This window comes from Streptomyces sp. NPDC107454, from assembly GCF_055582885.1.
This window is the reverse complement of sequence record NZ_JBVJPA010000014.1, coordinates 277,831-294,814: the sequence shown is the minus strand read 5'-3', so window position 1 is coordinate 294,814 and position 16,984 is coordinate 277,831. Positions and strand designations below refer to the sequence as shown.

Here is a 16,984-nt window from a genome sequence, read left to right as displayed (position 1 = left end):
CGCGGGATATTCTCGATCGTGCAAGCGTCCCGGTACCGGCTCGTGGACCTTGCCGCCGACGCGGCCTGGCACGTGGCACCCGAGGTCGGTGGGCCACCGCCCTCGGGTGCGACGGATCCGGCCTTGGTGTAGGGAGCTGCCCGCGATGAAGAAGCAGGTCCGGCGGACCGGCGACCACGGCATCGGGCAGCTGGTGCACGTGGTGCACATGTCCGACGACGCGCAGAGGCTGCGCCGGTTCTACGAGGACGTCCTGGGCGCCTATGTGTACTTCGGCGTGGACGAGCCGCACTACCTGTCCTACGAGGACCGCTACGCCACGCTGCTCATGATCGGAGACCTGTGCATCGAGACCATGGCGCCGCGAATGCCCGCCGACACGCGCCTGCCAGTGGGCAGGTTCTACGCGAAGTACGGCCGTCACCTGCACTCGGTCGGCTACAAGGTGGACGACCTCGCCGGGCTCGCCGACCGCCTGTTGGCGCGCGGTGTTCACATCGCCAGGCCCGGCGGCGGCAGGATGGAACATCTCGACCCCGAGACGCACTACTTCTTTCCCAGCCCACGCGACACCGCGGGCCTGATGGTGGAGCTCTGCCGGACGGACATGCCCGGCGACCCTCGAGACCAGGAGACCTGGTCGTCGCTGGAGCGCATGTGGCGGCCCCATCCGCTCACCATCGAGCACTTCTCCCATGTCACGCTGGGAGTTCGCGACCTGGCAGCGGCCGTGCAGACGTACGTCGACGTCATGCAGGCGGTGCCGGTGCGGACGGGCATGGACGCTGACCTGGCGGCGAAGTACACGACACTTCAGCTCGGTGACGGCCTGCTGCAGCTCGCCGAGCCGGTGAACGCCGGCTCCGACCTCGGCAGACACGTCGGGACATGGGGCAACATGATCTACAGCCTCAGGTTCAAGGTGACCGACCTCAACTCGACGGAGAGCTGGCTCAACAAGAAGTCGGTGCGGACCACGAGGATCCGCAGCGAGTTGCTCGTCACCGATGTCGAGGACACCTTCGGGGCGCCCCTGTTCTTCAGCACCGAGGACGTCGAAGGGCATCCCCTCGCCTGAGAGCACGGCCCGTCGGCGGCGCCCAACACGACCCCGCCGCGCCGGACCGGGCGGCGTCGGACCACCACCATCGCGAGATGGTGTCCGACAGCGCCCGGTGCCCGATCAGGCCCGGTGGGCGAGCGCGTACAGATCGCGCCACTCGTGCTTGGAACGCACCGAGGTGTCGACGTCGGGTGACAGGGCACGCAGCGCGCCCACGGTCGCGTCCTCGCGGGAGATGTGCTGGAACGCGTCCCAGCCGAAGAACCGGCAGGTGTTCTCGTACGTGATCATGTTGATCTCGTGGTCCGGTACGCCGGCGCCGTTCATCTCGTCGAGGACGAACTCCGGCGCGTTCGGCCAGATCGTGTCCGAGTGCGGAAAGTCGCACTCCCAGGCGATGTTGGACACGCCGATGTCATGCCTGACCTTGAGCGCGGTGGGGTCGGTGACGTAGCAGGCCAGGGAGTGCTCGCGGAAGATCTCGCTCGGCAGCTTGCCGCCGAAGTCGTGACCCAGCCAGCGCTGGTTGGTGTAGTGCCGGTCGCAGCGGTCCAGATAGAACGGGATCCACCCGATGCCCGCTTCCGACCAGGCGATCTTCAGGTCCGGGTACTTGGCCATCGCCCCGCCCCACAGCAGGTCCTGGGCGGCGAAGGTCGACACCTGCGTGGCGAGGATGATCATGTTGTCGATCGGCGCGTCGGGCGCGTTGCGGATGGCCGCGAACCCCTGCCCGATGTGCAGACACATGACGACGTCGTTCTCGCAGGCCGCCCGGAAGAACGGGTCCCAGTAATCGAGGTCGTGGTAGCTGGGCAGCCCCTGCAGGTGCGGGAGTTCGGGCATCGTGACGGCCTTGACGCCCTTGGCCGCGACGCGCCGCACCTCCTTGGCGAGTTCGTCCCTGTCCCAGACCGGGGCGAGCGCGATGGGGATGAAACGACCGGGGTAACTCGCGGCCCACTCGTCGATGTGCCAGTCGTTGTAGGCCTTCAGCATGATGAGGGAGAGGTCCTTGTCATCGGCCTCCTGGAAGTAGCGCGCGCTGAATCCGGCGAACGACGGGAAACACATCGAGGAGAGGATCCCGTTGCGATTCATGTCACGGACCCGCTCATGGATGTCGTAGCTGCCCGGTCGCATCTCGGAGAACGTCGACGGGTTCAGGCCCCACTCCTCCTTGGGCCATCCCACCACCGCGTTCAGGCCGATGGAGCCGCTGGACTTGCCCTGGAACCACCACTTTTCGTAGCCGTTCTCGTCCAGGATGGACTTCGGCGCCTGGTCCCTGTACCGGGCCGGGACATGCCGCTCGAACATGTCGGGCGGCTCGACCACATGGTCGTCGATGCTCACCAGGATCATGTCGTCGACGTTCATCGCGTCTCCCATCAAAACGGTTGCGTACGGCGTGGGGTGGGCCAGGCGGCACAGATGGCGGGGTGGACCCTGACGGGTCACCAGGTGGCGGTCTCGGGAATCACCTTCGACCCGAGCGTCTCCAGCGGCTTCAGGTCCGCCACGTCCGTGACCGCGCCGTAGACAGTGGTGAAGCCCAGTTCGTGCAGCCGCCGCAACTCCTCCAGCAGGCGCTCCACTTCACCGGGCGCGTCGACGGTGACGGGCAGCAGCGCCGTCTTCTCGACGGTGTCGACGTCCCGTCCCACCGCCTCGCAGTGTTCGACGAGCCGCGCCACCTTGTGGCCGGCGTCGGGGCCGCCGTACACGTTGAACGCGTCCGCGTACCTCGCCGCCAGGCGCAGCGTGACCCGTTCACCGCTGCCCCCGACCAGGATGCGGGGACGCGGACGGCTCAGTGCCTGGGGTGAGTTGAGGGTGCCGCCCAGCTGGTAGTGCTTGCCCACGAAGGGTTCGTCTCCGTCGGCCCACATCGCCCTGCAGATGCTCAGGGTCTCCTCCAGGCGCTCGAAACGCTCGCCCTGGGGCCCGTACGGCAGGCCGAGGCCGGTGGCCTCCTGCTCGTTCCAGCCGGCGCCGATCCCTAGCCAGGCCCGGCCACCGGACAGGACGTCGAGTGTGGTGACGATCTTCGCCAGAAGTCCCGGAGAGCGGTACGTCGCGGCCGTGACAAGCGTCTGCAACTCGATCGACCGTGTCCGGCCGGCCAGGTAGCCGAGCGTCGTGTACGCCTCCAGCATCGGCTCATGCTCCTCACCGATCATGCTCACCTGCCACACATGATCGGTGAGACTCAACCGGCTGAAGCCGGCCTCCTCTGCCGTACCAGCGATCCGGGCCAGGCCCGATGCCATACGGGCGGGCTCCAGGCCCGAGTAGTCGTTGATGTGCAGTGCGAGTCTCATTCGCGCGCTGAACCGCCCTACATCGTCGCCGCATAACTTCGATACATAGATATCTATCGCATCATTACGCGGATGTCCGCACAGGACAAGAGGTCGAGCTCCGATATCCCGCCATGTCGGAGCCGAGAGAGGAAGCCACCGCCCAGCCGTCGTCGGCCGCGTGGACATACCGATTCAGCCGCCGGCACCCCGGTCGCCCTCCTGGCCGCCTATGGTATCGGCGATGAGCTGCTGGAACCCGTCGTGACGGTCGAAGAGCCGGGACACCTCGTCCACCGGCTTGCCGCTGGCGAGGGACCAGACCCGCAGCCACTCGTCGGGGTCGGTGAACCACTCCAGTCGGACGATGCGGAACCGGTCGTCCATCGTCACGAAGTCCACCTGGTGCGCGGTGACTTCGACGCCGTCACGGGTCGTGCCGCCGAAGACCTGCCGCGCGATCCAGCCCTCCTCGTGCGGGAAGACCTCGTACCGCTGGATGCGGAAGTCGGGCATCCCCGTCCAGTACATCCGGAACTCCGGGCCGGGGTCCATGCTGTCCCGGCCGGTCATCCGCACCGTCCAGTCCCCTCGCTTCGGGGAGAAGAGCGTCAGGTCGTACGGCTCGTGGATCTCCCCGTCGATGGTGAACCAGGATTCGACGTGGCCGAGTTCGTGTCCGTGAACCTGCGCGTCGTACCTGCGCCGTGCCATGGCGCGGTGGGTGTCGGTTCGGTCGCTCATGAAAGGACCTCTCGATCGGGGCGCCGTAGATTCCGAGCCGGAGTCGGAGCGCGGGCGTCTGCCGGGCCGTGGACGGCAGAGCGGCGGCGGGGTATTCGGCGCCCGGTCGCACGTCGCCCAACCCCGTCCCCGTCGAGCGGCAGAGCGAAGTCGAGCGGCAGGGCGGAGTGGCGGGACCGCGCTGCGCACGACAGAAATCTATCGTCCACAAAAATTCAACGCTAGTGTGACGACACGTACCGCTCACCGCTCCCCGTGGCCACCAGCAAGCCGACCGACAGCAGCACCGTCATCACCACGACATGGAGAACCGATGCCCAGCAAGGCCCACCAATGGCTGACCGACCGCGTTATGTCCGGGCGGGGTGAGACTCCTCCCACTCTCGCCGAGGAGCGTGCCGCCGCCGTGGCCAACGCGGCCCTCACACCGGCGCCGGCGGGCATCACGGAGTCGACGTTCGCCGGACAGGAGGGCGCCCTCCTCTTCGAACCGGCCGAACCCCGCGAGGACGTGGTCCTGTTCCACATCCACGGCGGCGGTTTCCGCAGCGGCACCGCGGCGGGGACACGCTCCATAGCCGGACTGCTGGCCCTGCGTACGAAGGCCCGAGCGGTCGCACCCGAGTACCGGCTCGCTCCGGAGCATCCCTTCCCCGCCGGTCTGGACGACTGCGCCGAGGCCTACGCCGCCGTCCGCGCCGCCTATCCCGACGCACGCGTCGTCGTGTCGGGGGACTCCGCGGGCGCCGGCCTGGCCGCCGGGCTCCTGCTGCGTCTGCGTGACGCGGGCGACACCTCGGTGATCGCCGGGGTGCTGTACTCCGGGGTCTTCGACATGCGCCCGGAGAACTACCTGTCGGGCAGCTGGGCGGAGAACGACGGCACGGACGCGATACTCAGGGCGGACCGCGGACCGCTGATGGCCCGGGACTACCTGGGAGACCATGACCTCGAGGACCCTCAGGCGTCACCTGCACTCGCCGACCTCACGGGCCTGCCCGCGCTCTTCGTCCTCGTGTCCGGTTCGGAACTGCTGCGGGACGACTCGTTCGGTCTGGCCACCCGCGCGGGCAGCTGCGGAGTGGAGACCACGTTGGAGATCTGGCCGGAGATGCATCACGCCTGGCCCATCTGCGGGGTCATCCTTCCCGAGGCGCTGGAGGCACTTGACCGGGTCGCCGCCTTCGTGGAGCGCGTCGCCGCCGGGCGCGTGGTGAACGGGCCCGGGCTGTCCGACGACCCGGAGATCCTCGCCCAGCTGCCGCTCTGAACACCGGCCGCGTGGACGAACGGCATTCCGGGCGTCGACGCGGTCACCTCCTCCACTCCACCGCACGCCGGGCAATGACGCGCACGCGGCTCAGCGTGGCGCGGGGGCGGTCGACCTCGTACCACCAACCGCGGCTCGGTCTCCCCGTGCTTCGCCGCGACGCGGCCCTCGATCCGCTCGCGAAGCATCCGTACGGCACGACGGCCGAGGTCGTCGCCGGACTGGTCCACGGTCGGCACCGAAATGCCGGGACGACTCGCGAAGCCCACGTCGTCGCACCCCACGACCGACAACTGGTGCGCGTCCAGGCCGCGTTCCTTAACGACTCGGAGCACCTCCGACGCGAGGCCGTGATGCGCGGCGAAGATGGCGGTCGGCGCGCCGGCCGACTCCGGCAGGCCGGTCGCGAGCCGGTGTACGTCCTCCGACGAACGGGTCCGCAGAACCGGGATGAGGGACTCCCTGCCGGTACGGACATCTCGTCGAGGTACGTCGACAGCCTGACCGCGAGCGCCGCTCCCGCGCGCTCCTCGTCGTGCCCGGTCAGGTGAGCGATCCTGTGGTGTCCCCGTGCGAAAAGGTGCCGCATCAGCAGCCGGGCGCCCTCGGTGTCGCCGCCTGCGACGGTGCCGTAGTTCACCGAGCGGTCTCTCAAGCAGCCACGTCCGAAGACCGGAGGGGCGTTCACAGACCCACCCGCTCAGCAAGGGGTACCTGGGGCGGGCCACGCGTGCCCCTGCCGTCCGGGCGCGGGCGGTCGGTTCTCGCGCACCGAGAGGGCGCCTCCACCGCCGCGGTCCGCCCGATGTGTTCCCCGAGATCGGCAGCGAGGCACAGACCGACGCGCATATCTGTGCGGTGAGCGACGGCAGCCGTCGGTTGACCGTCGAGCGCAGCACCCGCACGGTCTGCGAGGCCTTCGAGCTCCTCATGCGGTTGGCCAGGGTCCGCATTTTTCGTCGCGCGTCGAAATTGCTAGTCTGGCGGCATGGAGACGTCGTCAGCGTACGAGGGGGGCGAATCGGACCGTCGCTGCGCCGTGTGCGACAGGGTGCTGGAGCATTCGGAGCGCGGGCGCCCGTCGGTCTACTGCGGCCGCTCCTGCCAGTCGAAGGCGTACCGGGCCCGCCAGGCCGGCACCCGGCAGGCCGTGCACAGCGCCTCGCAGGTCCACACGGGCCAGGTCGAGGAAGGCCCCCGACAGGCGGCGCTGCAGGCGGCGGAGTCGATAGCACAGGAGACGGCACGCTTCGTGTCGGACCTCCAGGAGGCCCACGACGCCGACGAGGCGTTCGCCCGCCTGAGCAGGGACTTGCCGCTCCTGCTGGCCCGGTTGATGCAAGAGGCCCGCGCCGCCCGCGACGCGGCGGCCGACCCCGCGGCGTCCGCCCCACATGACCGGGTACAGCCCCGCACATCACAGCCCCCCATTTCAACGCGCGACGGAAAAGAGCCGAGGAGGCCCGCCGAGGACGGCAGGCGGGGCCCCTACGCCAAGGGGCTCACGCGGCGGGCGGAGATCCTCGACGCCGCCTTGGAGACCATCGCGGAGCGCGGATACCACCAGTCCACGTTCCACGAGATCGCCGAGCGCGTCGGAGTGCGAGCGGGGACCATCACCCACTACTTCGGCTCCAGGCAGGCGCTCATGGCCGCCATCGTGGAAGCGCGCGACCGGGCCGACAAGCCGGTCCTGGAGACCCTGGGATTCGATTTCAAGAGCAGGGTCGACTACGTACAGAGCACTCCTGGCCTGGTCAAACTCTTCGTGAACCTCAGCGCGGAGGCCACGGACGAGGCCCACGACGGGCACGAGTTCTTCGCCGGCCGCTACGCCCTGCTCCGCGAGGTGCTGACCGAGCAGATCCGCGCGTGGCAGGAAACCGGGGTGCTCGCCATGACCGAGGATCCCGCCTGGCTCGCGCGCGTCACCCTCGCGCTGTTCGACGGGCTTCAGATCCAGTGGCTCTACGACCCCTCGATCGACATGGGCGAAGACCTGGAGGCCTTCTTCCTCAGGGAGCCGCGGCGAGGCGAGGAGGTCGGCCCGTGAGGCCGCGCCGGACAAACCTCGGCGCAAAACTTATACATCAAACAAGTTTGGTGTTAACGTCGCGGTTACCTCGTGACGAACTGGTCGCCACTGGTGCAACGATGCCCAGGAGAACCTATGGATCAGCCCGTGCCGCAGACGGCAGCCCTCCCGTCGTCACTGCGTGACACCGTCCCCGCGGCAACTCCGGTCAGCTCCCCTCCGAAGGAGGCAGTGTCGCTCGAGCGGCTTCTGCCCCTGATCCTCCTGGCGAACTTCAGCTGGATGCTGCCCGTCGGGGTGTCTGCAACGCTGACACCCGCACTGCTCGCCGACATAGACCCGGCGAACAAGGTGGCCCTCTCCGGCGGGTCTGCCACTGCCCGACAAGGACACCAGCGACGTACTGATCGAGGCGCATGGTCGTGCGCGTGAGGTGATCCGGTCCCTCTCGCCCGAGATCCGGGTGGGCTGGACGGTTGCCAACCAGGTGTACCAGGCGCTCCCCGGTGCCGAACAGATCACCGCCGACTACACCTGGCTCAGGGAGGACATCTTCCTGGCGGCCGGGCGCGACGACGACTGGATCGGGGTGCAGTCCTACACCCGCACCAGAATCGGTCAGGACGGCCCCATACCGGCACCCGACGACGCCGAGCGCACCCTCAGTGGCTGGGAGTACTACCCTGCGGCACTCGGCGAAGCCGTACGCCACACGGCGCAGGTGGTGCCGGGAGTGCCGATCACCGTGACGGAGAACGGCATCTCCACCACTGACGACACCCGTCGTATCGACTACACGACCGGCGCGCTCGAGGGGCTGGCCGAGGCCATGGCCGACGGCATCGTCGTCCACGGCTACTTCCACTGGAGCGCGCTCGACAACTACGAGTGGGGGTCGTACACGCCCACGTTCGGTCTCATCGCCGTCGACCCCGTCACCTTCGAGCGTCAGGCCAAGGAGTCGGCGCGGTGGTTGGGCTCGATGCGACGGTAAGTTTGCATGTGACGAAACATTACTCGCTGGTTATCGATACGTGTCGACAGCGTTTGCGTCATTGCGCGCCGCTCAAACTGGGATAGTCCCAGGTCATCAGCGCTAGACTCAAGGTAGATCAGTTCACAACCGTCGAACGCTTCGACAGCCACCTTGAGATAGATGGAGAAACATGATGACGAGCGAGCCCGCCGATCCCACAGAGGTCTTCAAGGCGCTGTCCGACCCGATGCGCTGGAAGATCATCCAGCAGCTGGCGACGGAGGAGGGCGAGTACCCCTGCAGCCTGCTGGAGGACGCCGTGCCGGTGTCGAAGGCGACCATCTCCTACCACACGAAGCTCCTCGCGCAGGCCGGCCTGATCACGACGCACAAGCGCGGCCGCAAGTACTACTACGTGTTGCAGCGCGATGTCCTGCAGGAAGTGATCGCCACACTGTGGGAACTGGCGCCCCAGCCGCTCCCCGTCGGCATGACCCGCCCGGGGCCGGCCGTCCAGCAGCCGCCGCTCAAGGCCGCCTCCGGGGAGTCCGAGACCAGCGCCGTGCTCATGACCTGGTAGGGGCTTCGCTCGGTATCCTGCCGCACACTCCATCATTCCGGCGTAGAGGGGAACAGAGTATGGCGGCCGACTCCAGCGAAGCGGTGGTGCTCAGCGAACCCACCCCCGGCATCCGGGTGGCGACGCTGAACCGGCCCGGTGTCCGCAACGCGATGACCGAGGAACTGACCCAGGCCTGGAACCAGGCCATGGACACGGTGGCGGCGGACCGATCGACCCGCGTCCTGATCGTCACCGGCCACGGCAGTTCATTCTGCTCCGGCGCCGATCTGTCCTGGCTCGACCAGGGCTCGGCCGACGACATCACCATCGACCGCCTGCGTGAACGGATGCTGCCCTTCTACCGCAGCTGGCTGCGCCCACGCTCCCTCCCTTTCCCTGTCATTGCCGCCGTCAACGGCCCCACCATCGGCGCCGGCGTCTGTCTCGCGCTTGCCTGCGACATCCGCTACGCCAGCCCACAGGCGCGCTTCAGCACCCCCTTCGTCCACCGCGGAACCCACGGCGGCATGGGCGCCACCTGGCTCCTGCCTGAAGCCATCGGCCCCACCCGCGCCCGCGACATGCTCTACACCGGCCGTGAAGTGAAAGCCGACCAGGCTCTGCACTGGGGCCTGGTCACCGACATCGCCGACGACGTACTCACCCACTCCCTCGAGATCGCCGACCGGATCGCTCAAGCGGCGCCCATCGCCCTGCGGCTGACCAAGACCGGCATCGAACAATCGGCCGCCGGACTCGACGCCTCCATCCAGTGGGAAGCACTCGCCCAGCCTGTCACCATGACCACAGCTGACCTCCACGAAGGCATCGCCGCCTTCCGGGAACACAGGCCCCCCAGATTCACCGGCCGATAAGCCGCCGGTGCAGCCCACCCGGTGAAATGGCTGTCGGGCGGCTACGTGGTCTCGCCCTGCAGGATCCTGTAGATGTCCTCCAGGGCGGGAAGCCTTTCCGGGGCGCCTTCACCGCCGAAGGTCTGCGTGAGGAAGTACCGCACGTGCTGCACCGCCGCCGAGACGTCCCCCGCGACCGTGCTCAGCCGGGGCGACACGGCCTGCCCCACGTCGCCGCCCTCCACCCCGATCACCGCGACGTCGGCCGGCACTCGCAGTCCCAGCCGATGGGCGGCGAACACGACGGCGATGGCCACCTCGTCGTTGTGACAGGCGATACCCACCGGGCGTCCTCGATGTTCGACGAGCTCCGCCAGGGCCTGCCGAGCGCCCTCCGCGTCGATCGGGACGTGCAGGAACGTCGGTGCGGCGAGCCCTTCGGCCGCGCAGTAGTCCACCACCGCGGTGGCCCGCGCCTGGCCGTACGGTTCGTCCCGGGCGTCCGAGAGGAAGGCGTATGCGAGGTCGGTGAAGCCCCGGGAGTGCAAGTGCTCGGCCTGCAACACGCCGATCCAGACGTTGACGTCGGCGGGCTGCTCCTGCGGGATGACGGGACAGCAGTTCCCCTCGATGTACACGATGTCGGCGGTGGACAGGCCACCCAGGTCGACGACGCCGGCGGGGCGCAGCCCCTCGACGAGGTTCAGCAGCCGGTTCCGCCCCCGGCCCTCTTCCTCCTTGGGTCCCTTGAGGTGTACGACCGCGTTGAATCCGAACTCCTCGATGTGGCGCGTCATGGCCTCGATGACGTCCTGGAACCGCATGTACGTCACATGGGGCACCACCACGACGATGAAATCGCTGCGGCCCATGACCAGGGCCCGGCCGGCCGTCGAACGGACATAGCCCAACTCCGCCGCCGCGCTGCGCACCCGCTCGACGGTGTCGGGGCGGTAGCGGTCCACCCGCTGGTCGTTGAGGACGTCGCTCACCGTGGTGCGGGACACCCCCGCGAGACGGGCCACGTCCGCGCTGGTGACTCGGCGGGCGCGCGCGGCGTTCTCCCCCCTCTCGGTATCCGGTCGTACGGGCACGGATTCTCTCCAAGGTCGAGCGGGCACGCGGTCCTCACGGCGGGACCGATCCTCCCACCTTCGGCAGCCACTTGCCTCGCGATATTCGTTCGACACATTTATGGAGTTGAATGTACTGACTGAGGTCGCGACAGCGCCAGACTGAGTCATCGTCGGGTACTGCTTCCGCCGCTCCCCCGCCCGCCTCAGAGTCCGGCGTCTTCCAGCCACGGCTGATAGGCCCGAGGGAAGTCGACGACCGAGACCTCGTCCCAGGAGAGGGGTCCTGGGTGAACGCCTTGGACCGCACCCCCAGTCGCGTGCGCTCGCCCAGCGCCCAGTCCTGCCGCTTGGTCTGGTCCCAGACCTTGATCAGGTTGTCCAGGTCGTAGTCCACGCCCTCGCATGCCCCGGCGTGGACGAGCCACGACATGTAGGGACCGCGTACCGCCCCCAACTGCGCAGCCCACCACTCCTGTTCGGCTCGCGCAAGTTGCCGGGATGCGACACCTAGTATTTTGACACTGCATGCCAATCCCCTCACGGGGGGGGCGACCGGCCCTGCGCCGCAGGGCATTCCGACCTCGTGGGAGAGAGACGCATGAACGACATGACGTCCACCGAGACCGAGCCGCAGACCGCCGCAGACCTGACCTCGCCCGACGACGGCCTCATCGAGGCCGACGAACTGGTCGAGGAGGTCTCGATCGACGGCATGTGCGGCGTCTGCTAGGCACTGTTTCTCGGATCATGTGCGGAGCCAGATCAGGAGTGCTGCGAGTGTGACGGTGCCGAGGTAGGTGTAGGCGCGTCTCTCGTAGCGGGTGGCGACGGCGCGGAAGCCCTTCAACCGGTTGATCTCACGTTCGACGGTGTTGCGTTTCTTGTAGTGCTCGCTGTCGAAGCCCGTCGGACGCCCGCCGCGAGAGCCGCGGTTGCGGCGGTGCTTTTGCTGGTCGAGACGTTCGGGGATGGTGTGCCGGATTCCACGTCGTCGCAGGTACCGGCGGTTGCTTCGGGACGTGTAGGCCTTGTCTGCCAGGACATGGTCGGGGCGGGTGCGAGGCCGTCCGACTCCGGTGCGGGGCACGGATACCTGCGCCAGTACACGCTCCAGCTGGGGGCCGTCACCGTAGTGTCCGGGTGTCAGGACGAGGGCGAGGGGTCGGCATCGCCCCTCAGCGGCGAGGTGGATTTTGGTGGTGAAGCCTCCGCGGGAGCGTCCCAGGCATTCGCCGATCTGACCACCTCCTCCAGCCGGGCGGCCAGTTTCCGCAGGACCGGATCGGCCGGGTTTGTCCCCCGCGCGGCCCCCCTTTGGACAACCGCGGCCGGCGGCGTTTTCCTCGCGCCGGCGGCATGCTGGTGAGCCCGCACTGCTGTTGAGTCCACCGACACGTCCCAGTCGATCTGACCCGCAGCGTCCTCGGCAGCCTGGACCTTCGACAGCAACATTGCCCATGTTCCATCTGCTGACCAGCGGCGATGCCGTTTATAGACGGTCTCCCACGGCCCGAACCGCTCCGGCAGGTCCCGCCACTGCACGCCCGTCCGCACCCGGTAGAGGACTCCGTTGATCACCCGACGGTGATCACTCCACCGGCCCCCACGCACACCACCACGAGGCAAGAACGACTCCAGACGATCCCACTCCGCATTGGTCAGATCCCCACGGCCCATGCCGCCAGCCTGACCCCAACACCCCACCCACGACAGGAGATCCGAGAAACAGCGCCTAGTGCGCACCCCGTTCGTGGTCTTCGTCGACTCGGACGTGGTGCTCGCCGAGAACACCGTGTCCACTCTGCTCCGGCACTTCACGGACCCACGCGTCGGTGTCGCCGTACCCCGCATCACCGGGCTGCGCACCCCGGACGGCGGCAACTGGATCAGCCGTTACGAACAGGTCCGCTCCTCTCTGGACCTGGGCACTCGCCCGGCGTCGGTACGGCCCGGATCGTTCGTCTCCTGGGCGCCCACCGCCTGTGTCGTCGCCCGCGTCGACGCGGTCGGCGACGGTTTCGACGGACGGATGCGGGTGGGCGAGGACGTCGACTTCTGCTGGCGGGCGGTCAAGGGCGGCTGGCGGATCCGGTACGAACCGACGGTCACCGCGGCCCATGAGCACCGGGTCGCCCCCAGTGACTGGCTCGGCCGCAAAGCGGTGTACGGAACCGGTGCGCAGCCGCTGGCCGAGCGGCACCCGCGGTCCGTGGCCCCCGCGGTCCTGGAAAGCGCCTCGACGTCACCGGGGCCGCCACCTCGGACGGCGCCGCCGTCATCCAGTACACCTGCAGCGGCGGCACCAACCAGCAGTTCACGCTCAACCCGGTTTCCGCACTGGGCAACAGCAAGGACTACCAGCTGGTCGCCGTCCACAGAGGCAAGTGCGTCGACGTCAGCAACGTCTCGACCACGGCCGGGGCGGTGATCCACCAGTGGACCTGCGACGCGACGAGTGCGCTGAGCACCAAGAAGAACCAGATCTGGCGGCTGCAGGGCAGGAGCTGACCCTGTGCCGGCGGATCACTAGCGGCTCACGGGAGCACGCCAGACCGCGACGATCGCGTCGATCAGTCCGGTGGCCGTGCTGTTCCAGCTCTCCCGCGGTGTGGGGACGCCCGCGGCCAGGGCGCGCTCCCGTTCCGCGCACGCCTGCAGGATCAGATGGCGTGCCATGGCGACACGCTCCGCCAGCACCGCGGGCGGCAGCTCCGGCAGGTAGCGGTTCAGACGTCCGAGCAGCTCCCACATGGCGGGAGAAGCGAAGGTCTCCTTGACCACCAGGTCGTGGAGGGCCGGGTCGCTCATCACCTGGACGCAGAACCGCGCGTACCAGGTGGGGTTGCCCTGGACCGCCAGGTACTCCGGAACCGGGCGCACCAGACAGGCCACCATGTCCCTCAGGTCGATGGAGTTCAGGGTCGCGGCCACCAGCCGTGCCCTGATCTCCTCCACCTGCGCGGTGTGACGGCGGACTATGGCCCGGATCAGGTCGGTCTTGGTACCGAAGTGGTAGCTCACCGCGGCGTTGTTCCCCTGCCCGGCCGCCTGGCTGATCTGCCGGTTCGCGACCGCGTGCACCCCGTACTCGGCGAACAGTCGCTCCGCCGCGTTCAGAATCAACTCGCGCGGACCACCGGGCTCTTCGTTTCGCGGCTCACCGACCGCCGTGGCCATCGGACCTCCCTCGACTCGATGGCGCCGATCAATCAGACCACACCACTCAACCAAAGTAAGTCAATCGATTGATTTAGGAAACTAAAGCGGCGATCGAGACGCCCGTGCCTCACGGCTCCGGGGTCACCGGCGCCTGCCAGATCGCGACGATCGCGTCAAGGAGACCGCCGCCGGCCTCCTGCCACGAGCCCCGGGGCGTCGGGGCCCCCTCAGCGAGTGCCCGCTCCCGCTCCACGCACATCTGCGTTATCAGATGGCGGGTCATGGCGGCACGCTCGGCATGCACGCCCGGCGGCAGATCGCCCAGACAGCCGTTCAGGCCGTCCTGCACCGCGCGGAGCGAAGGAGAGGCGTCGTAAAACGCGTCGTAGGCGATGGACTGCAGGGCGGGGTCGGCGGTGACCTGGCCGATGAACCGGGCGTACCAGCTGGGACTGCCCAGCGATTCCAGGTGCCCGGTGACCGACCGGACGGCACACACCACCCAGTCCCGCAGGTCGTCCGAATGACCCATCTCGGCGAGCATATGTGAGCGCAGGGCGTCGATCTGCACGGCATGTCTGTACACGATGGCCCGCACCAGATCGGACTTGGCACCGAAGTGGTACGTGACCGCGGCATTGTTGCCCTGCCCGGCGGCCTCGCTGATCTGCCGGTTGGCGACCGCGTACACCCCGTGCTCGGCGAACAGCCGCTCCGCCGCGTTCAGCAGCGCCTCGCGCGTCGCGTTGACCTGCTCGCCCCGCCTGGTCTTGCCTGCCATCATCACCATCACATCGGGACACAAACCGATCCGCGGCGACCGGCCCCGTGGCGCCGCCGCTGATTTCCGGCTGCGCCGGGAAGGTCAAACGGCAGAAGCGTACGCAATGTGAAGCCGACCGTCGCCAGACATCCCCGCACACGTCGACCCTCACCACAGCATCGCCTGCTGTAGCGGAACACTCACGATGTGCGCTCTCCGCGACTTCTCCATGCCGCGTTCGGTCCTGGCTCACGGATCTCCACTTGAACACGAGCCTGCCCCGCGCTACATTTTAAATCAATTCGTTGATTTAATTCATGCCTCAACGGACTCGACAGCAACCGCCTGCACAGACGGAGACCAGCCATGTCCGACACTCCCACCCAGACCACGGACGCCACAGGGGCAGCCCCACCGAAAACGGGCACCATCGTGACGATGCTGGCGTTCGCCGGCACGCCCTGGAACAGGACCCCCACCATGTTCAGAACCTTGCAGCGGTATCCGTACAACCACCCCCGCATAGCCGACACCGCCATGTCCGCCGCTCTCCTGACCTGTTCCTGCATCGGCAGCTCCGTCACCATCCCCGGACGCGAGCTGGACATCCCGTGCTGGCCCGACGTCCTGCTCACCGGTGTCTCCTGGTCATCCTGATCTGGCGGCGCACCCATCCCCGGGTCACGGTCATGCTGGTCAGCGTCTGCTGCACGGCCGTGGTCGCGGTCGGCTACGTCGTGACCCCGCTGCTGCTCGGCCCCCTCATGACGGGGCTCTTCTCCCTGGCCGCCCGCAGCCCGCGCCGGGTCGCGAACGCCTACGCCGTCTCCTGCATCGTCCTGCTCGTGGCGACCGGGCTGATCGACGGCCCCTCCGACGAGCCTCTGCTGTTCCGGTTCCTCGGCCCCACCGCCTGGCTCATGCTGGCCACCGTGCTCGGCAGCGCGAGCCGGCTGTACACGGCCTATCTCGAGGAGGAGTCACGTCGCCGCGTCTCCGACAAGCGGCCGCGCATCGCCCGGGACCTGCATGACGTCGTGGCCCATCACCTGGTCCTGACCAAGCTCCAATCCGACACCGTGGCCCGCCTGATCTCCACCTGGCCGGCCGATGCGGAGCGGATGGCCGGCGATCTCACCGGGACGGCGTCCGCTGCCCTGACCGAGCTCAAGGCGACCGTCGGCGTGCTTCGCCGGACCGACGGCGCCGGACAGCCGGCACCCGGGCTCGCACAGCTCTCCGACCTCACGGCCTCGTTCCGTAGCGCGGGCCTCGCGGTCACCGTCGTCACCGAAGGCGAACCACGCTCACTGCCGGCCGGGGCGGACCTGAGCGCCTATCGCATCGTGCAGGGGGCGCTGACCAACGTCACCAAGCATTCCACCACCCGTCCGCCGAGGTCCGGGTGGTCTACTCCGACGATCGCGTACGCATCGCCGTGACGAACGAAGGGCCGGCCATGCCGGTCAAGCCCTTCTCCCCCGGCAGCGGTAACGGGCTGATCGGGATGCGGGAGCGCGCCCACTTGGTCGGCGGCCTGCTCCGCGTGGGACCGCGTGACCAGGGCGGGTTCCAAGTGGTCACCGAACTGCCACTGCGCCCGTTCTTCCTGCAGAAGTCAGCGGCATCCTGACAGCCGCGGCCGACAGGGTCCTCCGGGTCAGTCGATCGCGGCCAGGGTGCGGAACCGGCTCGCGTGGAAGACCAGCGGCGTCGTCTCGGGTTCCGCACGCAGCGCGTGAATGCGCAGCAGAGCGATGTCGTGGTCGCCGGCCGGGATCTCCGCCTCGACCGAGCAGTCGAGCCAAGCGCTCGCCCCCTGCACGAACACGGCGCCCTCGGCGGTCGGTTCCCACTCCACTCCGGCGAAGCGGTCGCCCTCCTTGCGGGACAGGTTCAGGCATGCCACATCGTGGTCGGCGGCGAGCACGCTCACGCCGAGCCTGGGGCGGTCCCGCAGTCTGGGCCAGGTCCTCGACGAGTGCTGCACGCACAACGACACCAGTGGGGGGCTCAGGGACACCGAGGTGAACGAACTGGCCGCCATCCCCAGCGGGTGACCGTCGAGCAGAGCGCAGACGGCGGTCACGCCGGAGGGAAAGCATCCGTAGGCCCGCCGCAGGACAGCGGCGTCGGCGGGCAGAGCGTCGAGTGTGATCATTTCCGGTCTCCTGGGTAT

Annotated in this window: 17 protein-coding genes and 4 pseudogenes; 12 read left to right on the top strand and 9 right to left on the bottom strand. The window is 68.3% G+C overall.

Annotated elements, in window-relative coordinates; genetic code table 11:
* Positions 1-145: 145 nt before the first annotated feature.
* Positions 146-1,078 carry a VOC family protein gene (locus ACZ69M_RS34280; RefSeq protein ID WP_470056033.1) on the top strand — a complete coding sequence of 311 codons (933 nt, stop codon included), beginning with the start codon at positions 146-148 and terminating at the stop codon, positions 1,076-1,078.
* A 105-nt stretch (positions 1,079-1,183) separates the two neighbouring features.
* Here ACZ69M_RS34280 and ACZ69M_RS34275 read toward each other — a convergent pair whose 3' ends face one another.
* From ACZ69M_RS34275 to ACZ69M_RS34265, 3 genes are all read right to left on the bottom strand, one after another.
* Positions 1,184-2,443, bottom strand: coding sequence for an amidohydrolase family protein (locus tag ACZ69M_RS34275; RefSeq protein WP_470056031.1), 1,260 nt, complete (start codon positions 2,441-2,443; stop codon positions 1,184-1,186).
* A 77-nt stretch (positions 2,444-2,520) separates the two neighbouring features.
* Positions 2,521-3,387, bottom strand: a complete 867-nt coding sequence (locus ACZ69M_RS34270; RefSeq protein ID WP_470056029.1) for an LLM class F420-dependent oxidoreductase — start codon at positions 3,385-3,387, stop codon at positions 2,521-2,523.
* Positions 3,388-3,561: 174 nt separating this feature from the next.
* Complete coding sequence (locus ACZ69M_RS34265; protein ID WP_470056028.1) at positions 3,562-4,110, bottom strand: nuclear transport factor 2-like protein; 549 nt, start codon at positions 4,108-4,110, stop codon at positions 3,562-3,564.
* Positions 4,111-4,423: 313 nt separating this feature from the next.
* On the opposite strand from ACZ69M_RS34265, the gene ACZ69M_RS34260 reads away from it, so the two are divergent.
* Entirely contained in the window at positions 4,424-5,380 is a 957-nt protein-coding gene (locus tag ACZ69M_RS34260) for an alpha/beta hydrolase fold domain-containing protein (RefSeq protein ID WP_470056027.1), read from the top strand.
* 125 nt (positions 5,381-5,505) lie between these two features.
* Here the strand turns inward: ACZ69M_RS34260 and ACZ69M_RS34255 are convergent.
* Positions 5,506-6,312, bottom strand: a pseudogene (locus tag ACZ69M_RS34255) (substrate-binding domain-containing protein); the annotation flags it as partial.
* A 56-nt stretch (positions 6,313-6,368) separates the two neighbouring features.
* Here ACZ69M_RS34255 and ACZ69M_RS34250 point away from each other — a divergent pair.
* From ACZ69M_RS34250 to ACZ69M_RS34235, 4 genes and pseudogenes are all read left to right on the top strand, one after another.
* A complete protein-coding gene (locus ACZ69M_RS34250) occupies positions 6,369-7,433 on the top strand; it encodes a TetR/AcrR family transcriptional regulator (RefSeq protein WP_470056025.1) in 1,065 nt (354 codons plus the stop codon).
* A 343-nt stretch (positions 7,434-7,776) separates the two neighbouring features.
* Positions 7,777-8,409 (top strand): annotated as a pseudogene (locus ACZ69M_RS34245) (family 1 glycosylhydrolase); the annotation flags it as partial.
* A gap of 172 nt (positions 8,410-8,581) precedes the next feature.
* Positions 8,582-8,971 (top strand): ArsR/SmtB family transcription factor, encoded by a 390-nt coding sequence (locus ACZ69M_RS34240; protein ID WP_470056023.1) that lies wholly within the window; start codon positions 8,582-8,584, stop codon positions 8,969-8,971.
* A gap of 59 nt (positions 8,972-9,030) precedes the next feature.
* Entirely contained in the window at positions 9,031-9,828 is a 798-nt protein-coding gene (locus ACZ69M_RS34235) for an enoyl-CoA hydratase/isomerase family protein (RefSeq protein WP_470056021.1), read from the top strand.
* A gap of 41 nt (positions 9,829-9,869) precedes the next feature.
* Here the strand turns inward: ACZ69M_RS34235 and ACZ69M_RS34230 are convergent, their stop codons facing one another.
* Positions 9,870-10,901, bottom strand: coding sequence for a LacI family DNA-binding transcriptional regulator (locus ACZ69M_RS34230; protein ID WP_470056019.1), 1,032 nt, complete (start codon positions 10,899-10,901; stop codon positions 9,870-9,872).
* Between the two features lie 580 nt (positions 10,902-11,481).
* Between ACZ69M_RS34230 and mftA the strand changes: the two genes are divergently transcribed.
* Positions 11,482-11,613 carry a mycofactocin precursor MftA gene (gene mftA, locus ACZ69M_RS34225; protein WP_470056017.1) on the top strand — a complete coding sequence of 44 codons (132 nt, stop codon included), beginning with the start codon at positions 11,482-11,484 and terminating at the stop codon, positions 11,611-11,613.
* 15 nt (positions 11,614-11,628) lie between these two features.
* Here the strand turns inward: mftA and ACZ69M_RS34220 are convergent.
* Positions 11,629-12,560, bottom strand: a pseudogene (locus tag ACZ69M_RS34220) (IS5 family transposase).
* Between the two features lie 58 nt (positions 12,561-12,618).
* Between ACZ69M_RS34220 and ACZ69M_RS34215 the strand changes: the two are divergent.
* Positions 12,619-13,050: pseudogene (locus ACZ69M_RS34215) on the top strand (glycosyltransferase family 2 protein); the annotation flags it as partial.
* Positions 13,026-13,391 carry an RICIN domain-containing protein gene (locus tag ACZ69M_RS34210; protein ID WP_470056210.1) on the top strand — a complete coding sequence of 122 codons (366 nt, stop codon included), beginning with the start codon at positions 13,026-13,028 and terminating at the stop codon, positions 13,389-13,391. The pseudogene ACZ69M_RS34215 and the gene ACZ69M_RS34210, both read left to right, overlap by 25 nt.
* 18 nt (positions 13,392-13,409) lie before the next feature.
* Here ACZ69M_RS34210 and ACZ69M_RS34205 read toward each other — a convergent pair whose 3' ends face one another.
* Entirely contained in the window at positions 13,410-14,060 is a 651-nt protein-coding gene (locus tag ACZ69M_RS34205) for a TetR/AcrR family transcriptional regulator (RefSeq protein ID WP_470056015.1), read from the bottom strand.
* A 109-nt stretch (positions 14,061-14,169) separates the two neighbouring features.
* A complete protein-coding gene (locus tag ACZ69M_RS34200) occupies positions 14,170-14,823 on the bottom strand; it encodes a TetR/AcrR family transcriptional regulator (protein ID WP_470056013.1) in 654 nt (217 codons plus the stop codon).
* 348 nt (positions 14,824-15,171) lie between these two features.
* Between ACZ69M_RS34200 and ACZ69M_RS34195 the strand changes: the two genes are divergently transcribed.
* The 3 genes from ACZ69M_RS34195 to ACZ69M_RS34185 are packed head-to-tail and all read left to right on the top strand — an operon-like array spanning position 15,172 to position 16,438.
* Complete coding sequence (locus ACZ69M_RS34195) at positions 15,172-15,462, top strand: hypothetical protein (protein ID WP_470056012.1); 291 nt, start codon at positions 15,172-15,174, stop codon at positions 15,460-15,462.
* Positions 15,463-15,494: 32 nt separating this feature from the next.
* Entirely contained in the window at positions 15,495-16,247 is a 753-nt protein-coding gene (locus ACZ69M_RS34190) for a sensor histidine kinase (RefSeq protein ID WP_470056010.1), read from the top strand.
* Positions 16,211-16,438, top strand: a complete 228-nt coding sequence (locus ACZ69M_RS34185; protein WP_470056008.1) for an ATP-binding protein — start codon at positions 16,211-16,213, stop codon at positions 16,436-16,438. The genes ACZ69M_RS34190 and ACZ69M_RS34185 overlap by 37 nt, the downstream gene beginning before the upstream one ends.
* Before the next feature lie 27 nt (positions 16,439-16,465).
* Here ACZ69M_RS34185 and ACZ69M_RS34180 read toward each other — a convergent pair whose 3' ends face one another.
* Positions 16,466-16,966, bottom strand: coding sequence for a flavin reductase family protein (locus ACZ69M_RS34180; protein WP_470056006.1), 501 nt, complete (start codon positions 16,964-16,966; stop codon positions 16,466-16,468).
* Positions 16,967-16,984 lie beyond the last annotated feature (18 nt).